This is a genomic window from Streptomyces eurythermus (assembly GCF_014649115.1).
In the GTDB taxonomy this organism is placed as follows: Bacteria; Actinomycetota; Actinomycetes; order Streptomycetales; family Streptomycetaceae; genus Streptomyces; species Streptomyces eurythermus.
Map to the genome: position 1 here is coordinate 285,911 of NZ_BMSK01000012.1, position 15,411 is coordinate 301,321.

At 72.3% G+C, this 15,411-nt stretch carries 13 protein-coding genes; 7 read left to right on the plus strand and 6 right to left on the minus strand.

Annotation, left to right across the window (positions count from 1 at the left end; all coding sequences use genetic code 11):
* Positions 1 to 118 precede the first annotated feature (118 nt).
* Both IE251_RS24035 and IE251_RS24040 read left to right on the plus strand, forming a co-directional pair.
* Positions 119 to 1,039, plus strand: a complete 921-nt coding sequence (locus tag IE251_RS24035; RefSeq protein ID WP_189755068.1) for an ABC transporter substrate-binding protein — start codon at positions 119 to 121, stop codon at positions 1,037 to 1,039.
* A 311-nt stretch (positions 1,040 to 1,350) separates the two neighbouring features.
* Entirely contained in the window at positions 1,351 to 1,788 is a 438-nt protein-coding gene (locus IE251_RS24040) for a cell division protein SepF (protein ID WP_030790534.1), read from the plus strand.
* A gap of 37 nt (positions 1,789 to 1,825) precedes the next feature.
* Here the strand turns inward: IE251_RS24040 and IE251_RS24045 are convergent, their stop codons facing one another.
* The gene (locus tag IE251_RS24045; RefSeq protein ID WP_189755069.1) at positions 1,826 to 3,016 is read right to left on the minus strand and encodes an acyl-CoA dehydrogenase family protein; all 1,191 of its coding nucleotides are present in this window, start codon (positions 3,014 to 3,016) and stop codon (positions 1,826 to 1,828) included.
* Between the two features lie 765 nt (positions 3,017 to 3,781).
* Complete coding sequence (locus tag IE251_RS24050; protein ID WP_189755070.1) at positions 3,782 to 5,407, minus strand: MFS transporter; 1,626 nt, start codon at positions 5,405 to 5,407, stop codon at positions 3,782 to 3,784.
* A 259-nt stretch (positions 5,408 to 5,666) separates the two neighbouring features.
* On the opposite strand from IE251_RS24050, the gene IE251_RS24055 reads away from it, so the two are divergent.
* Together IE251_RS24055 and IE251_RS24060 are read left to right on the plus strand one after the other, a co-directional pair.
* A complete protein-coding gene (locus tag IE251_RS24055) occupies positions 5,667 to 6,929 on the plus strand; it encodes a glycosyltransferase family 39 protein (protein ID WP_189755071.1) in 1,263 nt (420 codons plus the stop codon).
* Positions 6,930 to 7,167: 238 nt separating this feature from the next.
* On the plus strand, positions 7,168 to 8,187 hold the full coding sequence (locus IE251_RS24060; RefSeq protein ID WP_189755072.1) for a phosphatase PAP2 family protein: 1,020 nt from the start codon (positions 7,168 to 7,170) through the stop codon (positions 8,185 to 8,187).
* 105 nt (positions 8,188 to 8,292) lie between these two features.
* On the opposite strand, the gene IE251_RS24065 is transcribed toward IE251_RS24060, so the two are convergent.
* On the minus strand, positions 8,293 to 8,508 hold the full coding sequence (locus IE251_RS24065; protein ID WP_189755073.1) for an I78 family peptidase inhibitor: 216 nt from the start codon (positions 8,506 to 8,508) through the stop codon (positions 8,293 to 8,295).
* A gap of 419 nt (positions 8,509 to 8,927) precedes the next feature.
* On the opposite strand from IE251_RS24065, the gene ctaD reads away from it, so the two are divergent.
* Positions 8,928 to 10,613 carry an aa3-type cytochrome oxidase subunit I gene (ctaD, locus tag IE251_RS24070; protein ID WP_189755074.1) on the plus strand — a complete coding sequence of 562 codons (1,686 nt, stop codon included), beginning with the start codon at positions 8,928 to 8,930 and terminating at the stop codon, positions 10,611 to 10,613.
* Positions 10,614 to 10,686: 73 nt separating this feature from the next.
* Here ctaD and IE251_RS24075 read toward each other — a convergent pair whose 3' ends face one another.
* Positions 10,687 to 11,382 (minus strand): transglycosylase family protein, encoded by a 696-nt coding sequence (locus IE251_RS24075; RefSeq protein ID WP_189755075.1) that lies wholly within the window; start codon positions 11,380 to 11,382, stop codon positions 10,687 to 10,689.
* A 545-nt stretch (positions 11,383 to 11,927) separates the two neighbouring features.
* Between IE251_RS24075 and IE251_RS24080 the strand changes: the two genes are divergently transcribed.
* Positions 11,928 to 12,719, plus strand: coding sequence for a DUF8842 C-terminal domain-containing protein (locus IE251_RS24080; protein ID WP_189755076.1), 792 nt, complete (start codon positions 11,928 to 11,930; stop codon positions 12,717 to 12,719).
* Between the two features lie 80 nt (positions 12,720 to 12,799).
* The gene (locus IE251_RS24085) at positions 12,800 to 13,195 is read left to right on the plus strand and encodes a hypothetical protein (RefSeq protein WP_189755077.1); all 396 of its coding nucleotides are present in this window, start codon (positions 12,800 to 12,802) and stop codon (positions 13,193 to 13,195) included.
* Between the two features lie 64 nt (positions 13,196 to 13,259).
* Here the strand turns inward: IE251_RS24085 and der are convergent, their stop codons facing one another.
* Positions 13,260 to 14,741, minus strand: coding sequence for a ribosome biogenesis GTPase Der (gene der / locus IE251_RS24090; protein WP_030790563.1), 1,482 nt, complete (start codon positions 14,739 to 14,741; stop codon positions 13,260 to 13,262).
* A 77-nt stretch (positions 14,742 to 14,818) separates the two neighbouring features.
* Positions 14,819 to 15,406, minus strand: coding sequence for a lysophospholipid acyltransferase family protein (locus IE251_RS24095; RefSeq protein ID WP_234471144.1), 588 nt, complete (start codon positions 15,404 to 15,406; stop codon positions 14,819 to 14,821).
* Positions 15,407 to 15,411: the final 5 nt, after the last annotated feature.

Here is a 15,411-nt window from a genome sequence, read left to right on the forward strand (position 1 = left end):
CTCGCGTTCTCTTGCTTCCCCCGCCTTCACACGCGCCCCCCTCCCCTCGCGTTTTTCGCATACCCGTCTGCTCCCAGGAGACCGCTGACCGATGCGTACGCCCATTTTTCGGTATGTCATGCCCTTTACCGCCATCACATCGGCCGCCCTGCTGCTCACCGCCTGCGGTTCGGGCTCCGGCGGCGCGGACGGCACGGACGCCTCGGGAGTGGCGGCCAAGAACGCCGGGATACCCACCACCGACGTCGTCTCCGCCATCCGGAAGGACCCGGCCGCGGCGAGGCTGCTGCCCGCCGGCACCACGAACCTGACCGTCGCGGTCAGCGTCGGCGGCACCCCGCCCGGCACCGCCTACCTGGGCGACGGAAAGACCCTGACCGGCCAGGACGTCGACTTCACCCAGGCGGTGGCCCGGGTGCTCGGCATCAAGCTGAAGGTGGAGCAGGCGAGCTTCGACGCGATCCTGCCCGCCCTGGACAGCGGCAAGTACGACTTCGGCGCCAGCAACTTCGGCGTCACCGACGAGCGCCGCAAGAGCGTGGACTTCGTCACCTACGTCAACGACGGGCAGGGCTTCGCCGCCCGCAAGGACAGCGAGCTGACGAAGATCACCGACCTGAAGCAGCTGTGCGGCCTGAACGTGGCGACGGGCGCCGGCACCACCTTCGAGGCCACGCTGGAGCGGAGCAAGCACGTGTGCTCCGACGCGGGCAAGAAGGAGTACCGGGTGCAGACGTACGGCGAGCCGAGCGCGGTGTGGTCCTCGCTCCAGCAGGGCCGCAGCGATGTGGTGATGTCCACGATCAACGGCCTGCGCTACGCCGTCGCCCATCAGGGGGGCCTGAAGTTCCTCAACGAGTACCACCGCCTGGACGTCGGCTTCGCCTTCAAGAAGGGCTCGAAGCTGGCGCCGGCCTTCCAGGCGGCCGTCAACAAGCTGCTCTCCGACGGCTCCTACGAGCGGATTCTCAAGAAGTGGGGGACGACCGGCTCGGCGATCAAGGAGTCCCGTATCAGCCCGCCGGAACAGAGCAACTGAACAGCGCGATCCCACAGAGGAACTGACGGCCAGACGGGCCCCGGCGACCGCCGGGGCCCGTCTGAGCGCCTGTCAGGATCACCCGGACGCACCTCTTCTCACCCGTCCGCCGAGAACAATCATATTTCACTCTCAGTCAGCAGCGGTATGACTCAGGACCCTTGGGGCACAAGGACTCTCGACGGATCGGCTGTGCACCAGTACCGTCACAAACCCCCCGCGCGGCGTCTATCCACTTGGCGCGCCGTCCGCATCATGGATGACCATAGGGATGCGGAAAGCAAGAAAGACCGCTGTGAGAGGAGGCGTCCATGGGATCGGTACGCAAGGCGAGTGCATGGCTCGGCCTCGTCGACGACAACGATGACGAGCGCTACTACGACGACGACTACTCCGAGGGCACCGAGTCCGGGGACGCCTGGGTCACCGACCCGCGCGTGCGGGTGGCCACGGACACCGCCGAGGAGAAGGGCCGCCGGATCGGCACGGTGACCCCGGACAGCTTCCGGGACGCCCGCGCCATCGGCGAGCTGTTCCGGGACGGAGTCCCGGTCATCATGAACCTCACCAACATGGAGCCCGGCGACGCCAAGCGGGTCGTGGACTTCGCGGCCGGGCTCATCTTCGGGCTGCGGGGCTCGATCGACCGCGTGTCCAACCGCGTGTTCCTGCTCACCCCGGCCGACACGGAGATCATCAGCGGCGAGGCGTCCGCGCACCGCTCCGACGGCTTCTTCAACCAGAGCTGAGGCAGGGCCGCTCACCGGCCCCGCCCTGCCAGGGGGCTCACCGGAAGGCGTCCAGCCCGGTGAGCGCCTTGCCCAGCACCAGCTGGTGCATCTCGACGGTGCCCTCGTAGGTGAGCACCGACTCCAGATTGGTCGCGTGCCGCATCACCGGGTACTCCAGGGAGATCCCGTTGGCACCGAGGATCGTCCGCGCCGTACGGCAGATCTCGATGGCCTCGCGGACGTTGTTGAGTTTCCCGAAGCTGACCTGTTCCGGACGCAGCCGCCCGGCGTCCATCCGCCGCCCCAGATGGTGGGCGAGCAGAATCCCCTTGTGCAGCTCCACGGCCATGTCGGCGAGCTTGGCCTGGGTGAGCTGGAAGCCGCCGATGGGCCGCCCGAACTGCTCCCGTGACCTCGCGTAGTCCAGGGCCGCCTCGAAACTGCTGCGCGCGGCGCCCATCGCGCCCCACACGATGCCGTAGCGGGCGTGCGAGAGACAGCTGAGCGGTCCGCGCAGCCCGGTCACCTCCGGCAGCACGGCGCTGCCGGGCAGCCGTACGCCGTCCAGGACCAGTTCGCTGGTGACGGAGGCGCGCAGGGACCACTTGTGCTTGATCTCCGGCGCCGAGAAGCCGGGGCTGTCGGTGGGCACGACGAAGCCGCGGATGCCCTCCTCGGTCTGCGCCCAGACCACGGCCACCCCGGCGACCGAGCCGTTGGTGATCCACATCTTGCGGCCGCTGAGGACCCAGTCGTCGCCGTCGCGCTTGGCGTGGGTGCGCATCGAGGCGGGGTCGGAGCCGTGGTCGGGCTCGGTCAGCCCGAAGCAGCCGATCACCTCGCCGGCCGCCATGCGCGGCAGCCACTGCCGCTTCTGCTCCTCGCTGCCGAACCGGTGGATGGCGTACATCGCCAGGGAGCCCTGCACGGAGACCAGCGACCGGATGCCCGAGTCGGCCGCCTCCAGCTCCAGGCAGGCCAGGCCGTACTGCACGGCGCTGGCCCCCGCGCAGCCGTACCCGGTGAGCGACATGCCGAGGGCGCCGAGCGCGCCCAGTTCGCGGGCGAGGTCCCGGATGCCGGGCAGCTCGCCCTTCTCGTACCAGTCGGCGACGTACGGCAGGACGCGGTCGGCCGCCCAGTCGCGGACCGTGTCCCGGATCGCCAGGTCCTCCGGTTCCAGCAGATCGTCGATGCCGAGCGGGTCGGCGGCATCGAACGGGGGCAGCTTCGCGGACGCGGACATGGGGCACCCTCCGGGACGGAAACGCGACAAAACTAGCAGCGCTAGTTACAGCTCTCCGGCCGACGTTACGGCGGAGCGTCCCCTACGTCCAGAGCGGACCGGCACGGTGTCGCGCGCGCTTGCCGAGCGGACCGGCACGGTGTCGCGCGCGCTTGCCGAGCGGGCCGGCACGGTGGCCCGTGCCTCAGCCGGATCGGTGCGGTTTCCGGTGCGCCCGCGCCCCAGGCGGATCGGCGCGGTGGCCGCGCGTCCGAACGGATCGGTACGGTCTCCCGCGCGGACGGGCGGACGGGCGGGCGGAGGGGCGGACGGACGGGCACAGGCTCCCGCACGTCCAGGCGGATCGACGCGATCTCCCCACGCGCCCGAGAGGATCAGTGCGGTTTCCGGCGCCTCCGGGCGGATCGGCGCGAGTCCGGCGCGCCCGGGGGGCGGCACCGTCTCCCGCATGACCGAGCGCACCGCCACCATCGCCCACCCCTCCAGGCGGATCCGCGCGAGTCCGGCGCGCCCGAGAGGATCGGCACCATCCCCCGCATGACCGAGCGGACCGGCACCGTCTCCCACCCCTCCAGGCGGATCCGCACGAGTCCGGCGCCCCCGAGAGGATCGGCACCATCCCCCGCATGACCGAGCGGACCGGCACCGTCTCCCACCCCTCCAGGCGGATCCGCACGAGTCCGGCGCCCCCCGGGGAGGCGACACCGTCTCCCGCATGACCGAGCGGACCGGCACCGTCTCCCGCGTCTCCCCGCGGAGCCGGGGTCAGGCGGTGACGCGGGGTTTGCCGGGGGTCGGTTCCGCCTCCCGGGGTGCCGGGAGGTCCACCTCCGCGCCGTCCGGTTCCTCGCCGCACTGCATGACCCACGGCAGCCGCAGCGCCAGCACCGCGCCCAGCAGCAACAGCCCCGCGCTCACCAGCAGCGTCACATGCAGCCCGTGCACGAAGGAGTCGCGCGCCGCCCGGCGCAGCGCCGCCCCGGTGCCCCCGCCGAGCCGCCCGGCCACCTCGTAGGCCTCGCCGAGCGAGTGGCCCGCCGCGTCCGCCGCGGGCCGGGGCACGCCGGGCACCGAGCGGAGCCCCGGGGCGTAGGCCGCGTTCATGACGCTGCCCAGCAGCGCGATGCCGATCCCCGCGCCGAGCTGGTACGAGGTCTCGCCGATCGCCGCCGCGCCGCCGGCCTGGCCGGCCGGGGCCTCGCTGAGCATCGACTCGTAGGCGCCGAAGAGGGTGGTCTCCAGGCCGAAGCCCAGCAGCACGAACCCGGCCAGCAGCAGCGGCGGGTCGTCGGCGCCGCCCATCGCGGTCAGGGTCAGCACCGCGGCGGCCGTCAGGCAGAACCCGGCGCACACCATCCGGCGCGGCCCGAAGCGGCGCAGCACGCGGGCGCCCGCCAGGCCCGCCGCCATCGCCGCGACGGTCAGCGGCAGCAGCCGCAGGCCGGTCTGCAGCGGGGACAGTCCGAGCACCAGTTGCAGGTACTGCGCGGCGACCAGCTCCAGGCCGACCAGCGCGAGCATGGCCAGCACGATGCAGCCCACCGAGGTGCCGAACGCGGGCCTGGCGAACATCCGCAGCTCGACCAGCGGATGCGGGTGCCGCCGCTGGCGCCGTACGAAGAGGAAGAGGAGGGCCGCGCCGGCCAGCAGGGGCAGCACGGTGACCGGGCTCGCCACCGCCTCCCCGCCGCCGAGCCGCTTCACCCCGAGGACGGCGCCGAAGAGCCCGCCCGCCGCGAGCAGCGCGCCGGTCACGTCCCAGGGGCCGCCGTCCGTGCCCCGCGACTCCGGCAGCAGCATCCGGCCCACCGGAAGACTGACCAGCATCAACGGGATGTTGACGAGGAAGACCGAACCCCACCAGAAGTGCTCCAGCAGGAACCCGCCGAGCAGCGGTCCGACCGCCGCGCCGACCGCCGCCACCGCGCTCCAGACGCCGATGGCGAGGGCCCGCTCGCGCCGGTCGGGGAAGACCTGCCGGAGGATCGACAGGGTCGCCGGCATGATCATCGCGCCGCCGGCGCCGAGCAGCGCACGGGCGAGGACGAGCATCGGCGCGCTCCAGGCGAACGCGGCCAGAGCGGAGGCGACGCCGAAGAGGCCGTAGCCGAGCAGCAGCACCCGTCTGCGGCCGACCCGGTCCCCCAGAGTGCCGAAGAGGATCAGCAGCGAGGCGCAGACCAGCGGATAGACGTCGACGATCCACAGCAGTTCCACGGCGCCGGGCCGGAGGTCCTCGGTGACGGCGGGGACCGCGACGTGCAGCACGGTGGCGTCGAGGGCGACGAGCAGCAGGCTCACGCACAGGACGACGAGGACGACCCACCGGTCGGCACCGGCCCCGGCCGCCCGACGATGCCGCCCTACGGCAGCCGTGGTCGTCCCGGACATGTACGTACCTCCCAGATGATCCCTCGCGCGGGGCGGACCGACGGGGTGGGGACTGACCGTCGTACGGCCGGAGCGAGCGGTTTCTCCGGCCCGCGCGAACCCACGCGAGTGACTCGTCAGCGTACGCGAGCCGGCCCCGCCGTCACGTGGCGGACCTCTCACACGCGTGAGGCAACCCGTGTGGCGTACCGCACGTCACCGCCCCTTGACCGTGACCCGGCGACCGGTCCGGTGCGCGGCGCGGTCGATAATCGAGCCCGTGAGCGATCTTGAAACGCGCGTGGTCCCGGCCCGCGCCCCTCTCCTGCGCCGGGCGGTCCCGGCCCTGCTGGGCTACGCGGCGGTCCGCGCCCTGGGGCTGGCGGTGCTGGCGGCGTGGAGCGCGGCGCGCGGCAAGAGCGCCTACACGCTGCTGACCGCGCGCTGGGACTCGCTGTGGTACACGCGGGTCGCCGACCTGGGCTACGGCTACGAGGTGCGGCTGCCGAACGGGGACGTCCACTCCAACCTGGCGTTCTTCCCGCTGCTGCCCTGGCTGGAGCGGCTGCTGCACGCCGTCGCCCCGCTGTCGTACGCGGACGCCGGGTTCGTGGTGAGCCTGCTGGCCTCGCTCGTCGCCGCGGCCGGGATCTTCGCCGTGGCGGACCGGCTGTACGGCCCCCGGACCGGCTTGTGCGCGGTGCTGCTGTGGGCGGTGCTGCCGGTCGGGATCGTGCAGTCGATGGCGTACAGCGAGTCGCTGTTCACGGCGCTGGCGGCCTGGTCCCTCTACGCGGTGCTGACCGGGCGGTGGGTGGGCGCGGGTGTGCTCGCGGCCCTGGCGGGGCTGACCCGGCCGGTGGGGATGGCGGTGGTCGCCGCGGTGTGGACGGCGGGCGTGATCTCGTTCGTGCGAGAGCGCGGCACGCGGCACGCGCCGGGCGCGCACCCCCGCACACGCGCCCCCGGCGCACACGGCCCCGACGGCCACCACCCCGACGCGCCGGCCGACACGCAGGTCGGCTCGTCCGCGCCCGGCGCCCCCGCCCGGCGTCGCGCGCTCGGCATGCTGCTCGCCCCGCTCGGGGCCGCCGGGTACGTCCTGTGGGTCGGCCGGCGCACCGGCGCGGGCCCGCTCGGCTATCTGGACGTCCAGGCCGGATGGCGCAACGGCTTCGACGGCGGCTACGCCTTCGCCCGCTTCGTGGCCGCCCGGTTCACGTCCTTTCCGTCCGCCCTCGCCGGCCTCGGCCTGATCGCCGGCGTGGCCCTGCTGATCTGGCTGTACGTCACCTGTGTGCGCCGGCGCCAGCCGGCCGCGCTGCTGGTCTACACGGGCGTCGTCCTCGCCCTCGCCCTGTGCGCGTCGAGCTACTTCGGTTCCAAGCCACGGCTGCTGATGCCCGCCTTCCCCCTGCTGCTGCCGCTCGCCCGCGCCCTGGCCCGGCGGCGCACCCCGGTCGCGGCCCTGGTCACGGCCGGTCTGGCGGGCGTCGCGGCGGTCTACGGGGCGTTCTGGCTGAACGGCTCCGGGCCGCCGTGATCCACTCCGACGGCCCGATGACGTCCGGGAGAATTCCACACCAGGACCGGGTTAACGCATTCATAAGCGCCATATAAACAACACCCGGCGTGATCAAAGGAATTGGCCCGATCGGACTCCCCGGATTGCGGAATCGCGGGAATTCTGGCCGCCCTTGAGAGGTTTCCCACATCACATCGTCATCACAAAGCCGCAGTTTCGACCGGGAACACCGCTCACTCGCTGTAACGTCGATTGGGTGCGTACCGAACGAAACCTCACCCGGCGTCTGGACCGGGTGTTCGCCAGACTGGACCGGGAGCCGGAACGACCGGCCCACATCGATATGCCGCGGATGAGCCGGCACCGGGTCGTGCTGTTCTCCGCGACCCTGGCCTTCTACCTGGCGATCGTGTGGGCCGTCGTGACCACCTCCTGGCTCGTCCGGCTGGACTGGCAGGTCATGTTCTTCCGGCCGTACCAGCAGTGGCCGGAGATCCACGCGTTCCTCGACTACTACGTGGTGCTGGGCCAGCGCGGCCCCACCGCCGTGATGGTCGCGGCCTGGCTCGGCTGGCGCTCCTGGCGGCAGCACACCCTGCGCCCGCTGCTCACCCTCGCCACCTCGCTGCTGCTGCTGAACGCCACCGTCGGCGCCGCCAAGATCGGCATGGGACGGCTCGGCCCGCACTACGCCACCACGATCGGCTCGAACGAGATGGGCCTGGGCGGCGATATATTTCCCAGCGGCCACACCGCCAACGCGGTCGTCACCTGGGGCATCCTGGCCTATCTGGCCTCCACCCCGAGAGCGCGCCGCTGGCTGTCGGCCCTCTCCGCGGTCACCTCGCTCGGCGTCGGCCTCACCACCGTCTACCTCGGTACGCACTGGCTGAGCGACGTGCTGCTGGGCTGGGCCGCCGGCCTGCTGATCCTGCTCGCCCTGCCCTGGTTCGAGCCGCTGATCGCCAGGGCCGAACTGTGGCTGTTCGACCTGCGCGACCGCTGGCGCGCCCGCCGCGGCCGGCCCGAGCCGGCCGTCCCGGTCACGCCGCTCGCGCTCCGGCCGCTCGGCACCCCGGCGGAGCAGCCGGCCCCGGCCCGCGAACCGGTCTCCCCGACCCGCGCCTCCCGGGGCCTCGCGCACCTGGCACCGGGGCCGCACACCACCCGGTCGGAGCGTACCCCGGTCACCCCGGCGGGCAGCCGGCGCCCGCCGGGCGCCGACCGCCTGCCGCGCGGCGCGAGCCAGCCTGCCCGCCCCCTGACGGGCGGCTGACGGAGAGTCGGGCGACGGGGTCCGGTACGCACCACCTCCCCCGCGCCCACGGCGAAGGCCCCGCTCCCGCGACGGGAGCGGGGCCTTCGCCGTACCGGCGCCGGGTCACCCCCTCCAGGCCCGGCTCACCCGGCCGTCCCGTACCTCGAAATTCAGCCGTCCGGTCCGGTACTCCATGGTGATGATCGCACCCGGCGGCAGCGACCGTACCGTGGTCCAGCCGCGCCGCCGGGCGAGCCGTTCGGCGTGGGCGGCGTCCAGGCCGACGTACCCGTCCGGATTGTCCTGGGGCTCCGCTGGCGGAGTGGGAATCGGTGCCATACGGCCACGCTAGCCGGGTCCGGCCGGGCAGGAGAAGCGGCCGCCCCCGGTCACATCTCCGTCACGGCTTCCGGGCCCGGGTTTTGTCCGAAGTCCGTCACACGTGTGGGGGGTTTCCGTTCGGCTTACCGGGGTAATCGAACAGAATTCACGCGTGTCGGACGGTGCCTTCGAATTCCCCGGCGGAAAGTGCCGCAGTGGGGATCGGGGCGGACCCGGGCGCGATTCCCCGCGCAATCCGGTGCGGTACCACGGCATCTGACGCCATATGGGAAATTCACGGATCCGGCGCGACCGCCGGCCGCGCCCCGCCCCGGCGCACGGCCCGGCGGGCCTCGGCGTCCGCTCGCGGGTACCCGCCCGTGGGCCGGGGACGACCGGCGGGCGGGCCGGGGCGCGACGATGCGAAGGGGCGAGCGATGGGGACCGAGACCGCAGGGGTGACGGCACGTGCGGCGGGACGCCACCGGGCCGGCCGGGTGGTGGTGGACTGGCTCTCCACCACCGACCACAAGAAGATCGGTCATCTGTATCTGATCACGGCGTTCGGCTTCTTCCTGGCCGGCGGGGTGATGGCCCTGCTGATGCGCGCCGAACTCGCCCGGCCGGGGCTTCAGCTGATGGACAACAACCAGTTCAACCAGCTGTTCACGCTGCACGGCACGATCATGCTGCTGCTGTTCGCCACCCCGAGCTTCGCGGGCTTCGCCAACGAGCTGATGCCGTTGCAGATCGGCGCCCCGGACGTGGCCTTCCCCCGGCTGAACATGCTGTCGTACTGGCTGTTCGCGTTCGGCGGGCTGATCGTGCTGGGCTCGCTGGTGGTGCCGGACGGGCCGGCCGCCTTCGGCTGGTTCGCCTACGCCCCGCTCAACGACGCCCACCACTCCCCCGGCGTCGGCCCGGACCTGTGGATCATGGGCCTGGCGCTGTCCGGTTTCGGGACGATCCTGGGCGCGGTCAACTTCACCGCCACGATCATCGGGATGCGGGCGCCGGGCATGACGATGTTCCGGATGCCGATCTTCACGTGGAACACGCTGTTCACGTCGATCCTGATCCTGATGGCGTTCCCGGTGCTGGCGGCGGCGCTGCTGGTGCTGGAGTCGGACCGGCGGTTCGGCTCGCAGGTGTTCCAGGCGGCGAACGGCGGGGCGCTGCTGTGGCAGCACCTGTTCTGGTTCTTCGGGCACCCCGAGGTCTACATCATCGCGCTGCCGTTCTTCGGGATCATCACGGAGATCATCCCGGTGTTCAGCCGCAAGCCGGTCTTCGGCTATCTGACGCTGGTCGGCGCCACGATGGCGATCACCGGGCTGTCGATGGTGGTGTGGGCGCACCACATGTTCGCCACCGGCGCGGTGCTGCTGCCGTACTTCTCGCTGATGTCGTTCCTGATCGCGGTGCCGACGGGCGTGAAGTTCTTCAACTGGACCGGCACGATGATCAAGGGCTCGCTGTCCTTCGAGACGCCGATGCTGTGGGCGACGGGCTTTCTGGTGACGTTCCTGCTCGGCGGTCTGACGGGGGTGATCCTGGCCTCGCCGCCGCTGGACTTCCACGTCACGGACTCGTACTTCGTCGTCGCCCACTTCCACTACGTCGTCTTCGGCACGGTCGTCTTCGCGGTCTTCGGCGGCTTCTTCTTCTGGTGGCCGAAGTTCACCGGCAGGATGCTGGACGAGCGGCTCGGGAAGATCCAGTTCTGGACGCTCTTCACCGGCTTCCACACCACCTTCCTGGTGCAGCACTGGCTGGGCGCCGAGGGCATGCCCCGCCGGTACGCCGACTATCTGGCGTCCGACGGCTTCACCGCGCTGAACACGGTCTCATCGATCGGCTCCTTCCTGCTCGGCCTGTCCACGCTGCCGTTCCTGTACAACGTCTGGAAGACCGCCACGCGCGGCGAGAAGGTCGACACCGACGACCCCTGGGGCTACGGCCGCTCGCTGGAGTGGGCGACCTCCTGCCCGCCGCCCCGGCACAACTTCGTCACCCTGCCCCGCGTCCGCAGCGAGTCCCCCGCCTTCGACCTGCACCACCCGGAGTACGCGGGCCAGGCCCCGCAGCCGGAGCCGAAGGGGCATCAGGCACGGTCCTCGTGAGGCCGGGCGCCGGACGCGGACGGCCGCCTGCCCCGGCTGGGGCGGCGGCCGTACGTCTCACCGTGTCCGGCGCTCAGAGCGAGAGGCGCTGACCGGGCACGATCACGTCGGGGTCGTCGCCGATGACGGCCCGGTTGGCGGCGTAGACCCGCTGCCAGGTGGTTCCGTGCCGGGCGGCGATGGTGCTCAGGGTGTCGCCCTCGCGGACCGTGTAGTCACCGCGGGAGGCGCTGCGGCCGGTGCCGGCCGCCGGGCGCTCCGGCGCCTTCGCCGGGGCGGACCGGGTGGGGGCGGGCCTGGCGGGGGCGGACTTCGTCGTCGCGCCGCCGCTGTGCGCCGCCGTGCCCGCGGAGCCGGTGCGGGCGGTGGCGGGGGCCGTGCCGGAGGCTCCGGCCCGGGCGGAGCAGACCGGCCAGGCGCCCCAGCCCTGGGCCTGCTGGACCCGGGTGGCGACGGCGATCTGCGCGCTTCTGGAGGCCTGGTCGGCCGTCGGGGCGTAGGCGGTGCCGCCGTACGCGCGCCAGGTGCCGGCGGAGAACTGGAGCCCGCCGTAGTAGCCGTTGCCGGTGTTGATGTGCCAGTTGCCGCCGCTCTCGCACCGGGCGATGCGGTCCCACACACCGTTGTCCGCCGCGTCGGCGTTGCCGGTCGCGGCCAGCAGGCCCAGGGGGGCCAGCAGGGCGGCTCCCGCGAGAGTGGCCGCGGTGCGGCCCTTGCGGGTGCCCTCGGAACGGGCGGGGTGGCGGGTGGTATCGGCACACTCGGACATATGGTTCCCTCTCCACGGACCCGGGCTCCCCCGGGCGGAACGCGCCGGCACCCCGCACGACCGGGGTCCCTCGCGCCCGCCCCGTCCGCCGTGGCCGGTGTCGGCGATCGTGCTCTGCCTGACGCCGGCCGGCGGACGTACCCGAGCGGTGCTCGTTGCACACGGCGGAGGAATCTAGGGAGGACCGGCGGCCGGAATCAACCAACTCACCGTCGTGCCAGGCCAGTTGCCGGTTACCGGAGGTAGCGGCGATTTCCGGCCACCCACTACATGCGGCGATTTGCCGATATTCCCACCACCCTCCCCCGGCGGCCTGTGAGCCACCTCACCTCTTCAAGTGCCTTCGTCATACATGAACTTGACGGAGTGTGTCGCCTTCCGCACCCAAGGTGACCCCGTGCGGGGCAAGGCGCGAACCAGTCCTCCCCGGGGCGTGACTCCCACCACAGGACGCCCGTTGTCTTCTTCATGAGCCCGCAACCCCGGGGCTCATCGGCCGGGAGCCAACCGGCCGACACCAGCACCGCATCCCGAGGGAGCCACCCGTGCCGCGCATGCTCGACGTCAGTGACGCCGTACGCGCCGAGATCGGCGACGAAGAAGCCGAACGGCTGCTCGCCGGAGAGAACGCCCCGGGCAGTTACGACTGCACGTCCTGTCGCACCCCGGGCGACTCCGAGCAGGAGCGCACCAGCACCGTACTGTTCGTCGGCGACGAGACCGCCGTCCTCGCCTTCGCCCACGCCGGCTGCCTGCCCTCGCAGGTCGTACAGGTCACGGAGGAGCAGTTGCGGGGCGCCGTCCGGTCCATCGGCGTCGTCGACGACGCGCCGGCCGACGGCGAGCCGCAGCGGTCCGTGCCCGAGCAGGCGGTGCTCGGCGTGACCAGCGGACTGATCCTGGTCGACGGCGAGTTGCACCCCGCGCTCGTGGTCGAGCCCACCTCCGCGATCGTCCGGCCGGGCACGGACGGGCCCGACGACGAATTCCTCCAGCTGCTCGTCGAGCAGGGCTTCGCGCCGGTGCCCGAGCTGACCGCCGTCCCCGAGGTGCTGCACGGCTGGTCCGTGCTGCTGGCCGTGGGCCGGCTGCACGCGGTGCTCCAGCCGGGCGGCGACGGCGGCCGGCCGGTGGCCTGGTGGCAGGCGCACCAGCCGCTCCAGGTGACCGACGGCTGGCGGGCCGCCGCCAACAAGCACCAGCAGGTGCTGATGTTCGCGGCTCCGGTGGGGTCCATCGGCCGGCAGCCGCGGGAGGACCTGCTGCGGGAGGCCCTCGACAGGGCCGCCGCGCAGGGGAAGCTGGTCGCCGCGGCACTGCCTCTCGCCGGTACCTGAGGTCCGCCCGCCGGACGGGCCCCGCTCCCTGGGGAGTTGTACGACCGCATCCCTTCGGGGCTCCGGTCGTTTGGACATACGTGCACGCATACGACACACCGCCCCGTCGGTCCTTCTCCTCCGTGCCGCCCGCCCGGGCGGCGCAGGAGCCTTCCGGTGGACCGTCGGCCACGCCGATCTACGACACGCTCTACGCGGAGTGGGTCAAGACCTTCCGCACGCTGCCCGGGGACCGCAGCGGTGAGGAGGAGCTGAGGTTCAGCGCCTTCGGGGACTTCCCGGACGGCAGCAGCAGATACGGCGGCCACCGGGCGGGGACGTTCAGCAGCTCCTACAGCGCCTACAGCGCGGGGGCCTACAGCGCCCGGCAGCAGTCGCAGTGGCAGCGGGTCGGCACGCTCGGCCGGCAGCAGGACTCCGGGGCGCCGTACGTCCCGGCCGCCGCCCTGCCACCGGGGCAGCGCCGCGGCGCGTGACCTCCCCCGCACACGACGGGCGGCCCCTGGAGAACCAGGGGCCGCCCGTCGTGTCGTACCGCTGTTACTTCTTCTTCGCGCCGCGCTTCTCGCGCACCCGCACCGAGATGTGGATCGGGGTGCCCTCGAAGCCGAACTCCTCGCGCAGCCGGCGCTCGATGAAGCGCCGGTAGCCCGCCTCGATGAAGCCGGAGGCGAACAGCACGAACCGCGGCGGCTTGGTGCCGGCCTGGGTGCCGAACAGGATGCGCGGCTGCTTGCCGCCCCGGATCGGGTGCGGGTGGGCCGAGACCAGCTCGCCGAGGAAGGCGTTCAGACGGCCGGTGGGAACCCGGGTCTCCCAGCCCGCGAGGGCGGTCTCGATCGCCGGGACCAGCTTCTCCATGTGCCGGCCGGTGCGCGCCGAGACGTTCACCCGGGGCGCCCAGGCGACCTGGCCCAGCTCGGTCTCGATCTCCCGCTCCAGGTAGTAGCGGCGCTCCTCGTCGAGGGTGTCCCACTTGTTGAAGGCCAGGACGATCGCGCGGCCCGCCTCGACGGCCATGGTGACGATCCGCTGGTCCTGGACGGAGATGTTCTCGGAGGCGTCGAGCAGGATGACCGCGACCTCCGCCTTCTCCACCGCGGCCGCCGTGCGCAGGGAGGCGTAGTAGTCGGCGCCCTGCTGGAGGTGGACCCGCTTGCGGATACCGGCGGTGTCCACGAACTTCCAGGTCTTGCCGCCGAGTTCGATGATCTCGTCCACCGGGTCGCGGGTGGTGCCCGCCAGCTCGTTGACGACGACGCGCTCCTCGCCGGCGACCTTGTTCAGCAGCGAGGACTTGCCGACGTTCGGGCGGCCGATCAGGGCGATCCGGCGGGGGCCGCCGATCGCGGTGCCGAAGGACTGCTCGGGCGCGTCCGGCAGCACCTCCAGGACGGCGTCGAGCATGTCGCCGGTGCCGCGGCCGTGCAGCGCCGAGACCGGGTGCGGCTCGCCGAGGCCGAGGTTCCACAGATAGGCGGCGTCGGCCTCGCCGCTCGGGCCGTCGACCTTGTTGGCGCACAGCACGACCGGCTTGCCGGCCTTGCGCAGCAGCCGGACGACCGCCTCGTCGGTGTCGGTCGCGCCGACCTTGGCGTCCACGACGAAGACGACCGCGTCGGCCGCCTCGATCGCGTACTCGGCCTGGGCCGCCACGGAGGCGTCGATGCCGAGGACGTCCTGCTCCCAGCCGCCGGTGTCGACGACCTTGAAGCGGCGCCCGGCCCACTCGGCCTCGTAGGTGACGCGGTCGCGGGTGACGCCCGGCCGGTCCTCCACGACCGCCTCGCGGCGGCCGATCATCCGGTTCACCAGAGTCGACTTGCCGACATTGGGGCGGCCGACGACGGCGAGCACGGGCAGCGGACCGTGGCCCGCCGCCTCGATGGCGCCCTCGACGTCCTCGATGTCGAAGCCCTCTTCCGCGGCGAGCTCCATGAACTCCGCGTACTCGGCGTCGCCGAGAGCCCCGTGCTCGTACTCGTGCTCGGCCGAGCCGTCGGGCTGGATGTCGTCGTTCATGAAGTCCGTACCTCGTCGTTCATTGGTGGTGATCGGTGGACCGGCCCTCGGGGGCTGATCCACTACTCAAGTGTCGCCTAGCGCCCGGTCAGGCGCCTGGCGTTTTCCAGGTGGCTGGTGAGCTGTTTCCGGATCCGCTCGGTCGCCGCGTCCAGCGCCGCGCGCGTCCGCCGGCCGCTGCCGTCACCCGCGTCGAAGGGGTCTCCGAAGACCACGTCGACGCGGGAGCGCAGCGGGGGCAGTGCCTTTATCAACCGGCCGGGACGCTCGGCGCTTCCCAGGACGGCCACGGGGACGATCGGCGCCCCGCTGCGGACCGCGAAGTAGGCGAGCCCGGCGCGCAGCGCGGCGAAGTCGCCCTCGCCCCGGGTGCCCTCCGGGAAGATGCCCAGCACTCCCCCGTCCGCCAGCACGCCGAGGGCCTGGGAGATCGCGCCCCGGTCGGCCGTGGCGCGGTCCACCTTCAGCTGGCCGATGCCGGTCAGGAAGGGGTCCAGCGGGCCGACGAAGGCCTCCTTCTTGATCAGGAAGTGCGTGGGGCGGGGTGCCACGCCCATCACCATCGGTCCGTCGATGTTGTGGGAGTGGTTCACGGCGAAAATGACCGGGCCGCCGGCCGGCACCTTCCAGGCGCCGAGCACCCGCGGCCGCCACAGGCCGTACATCAGCC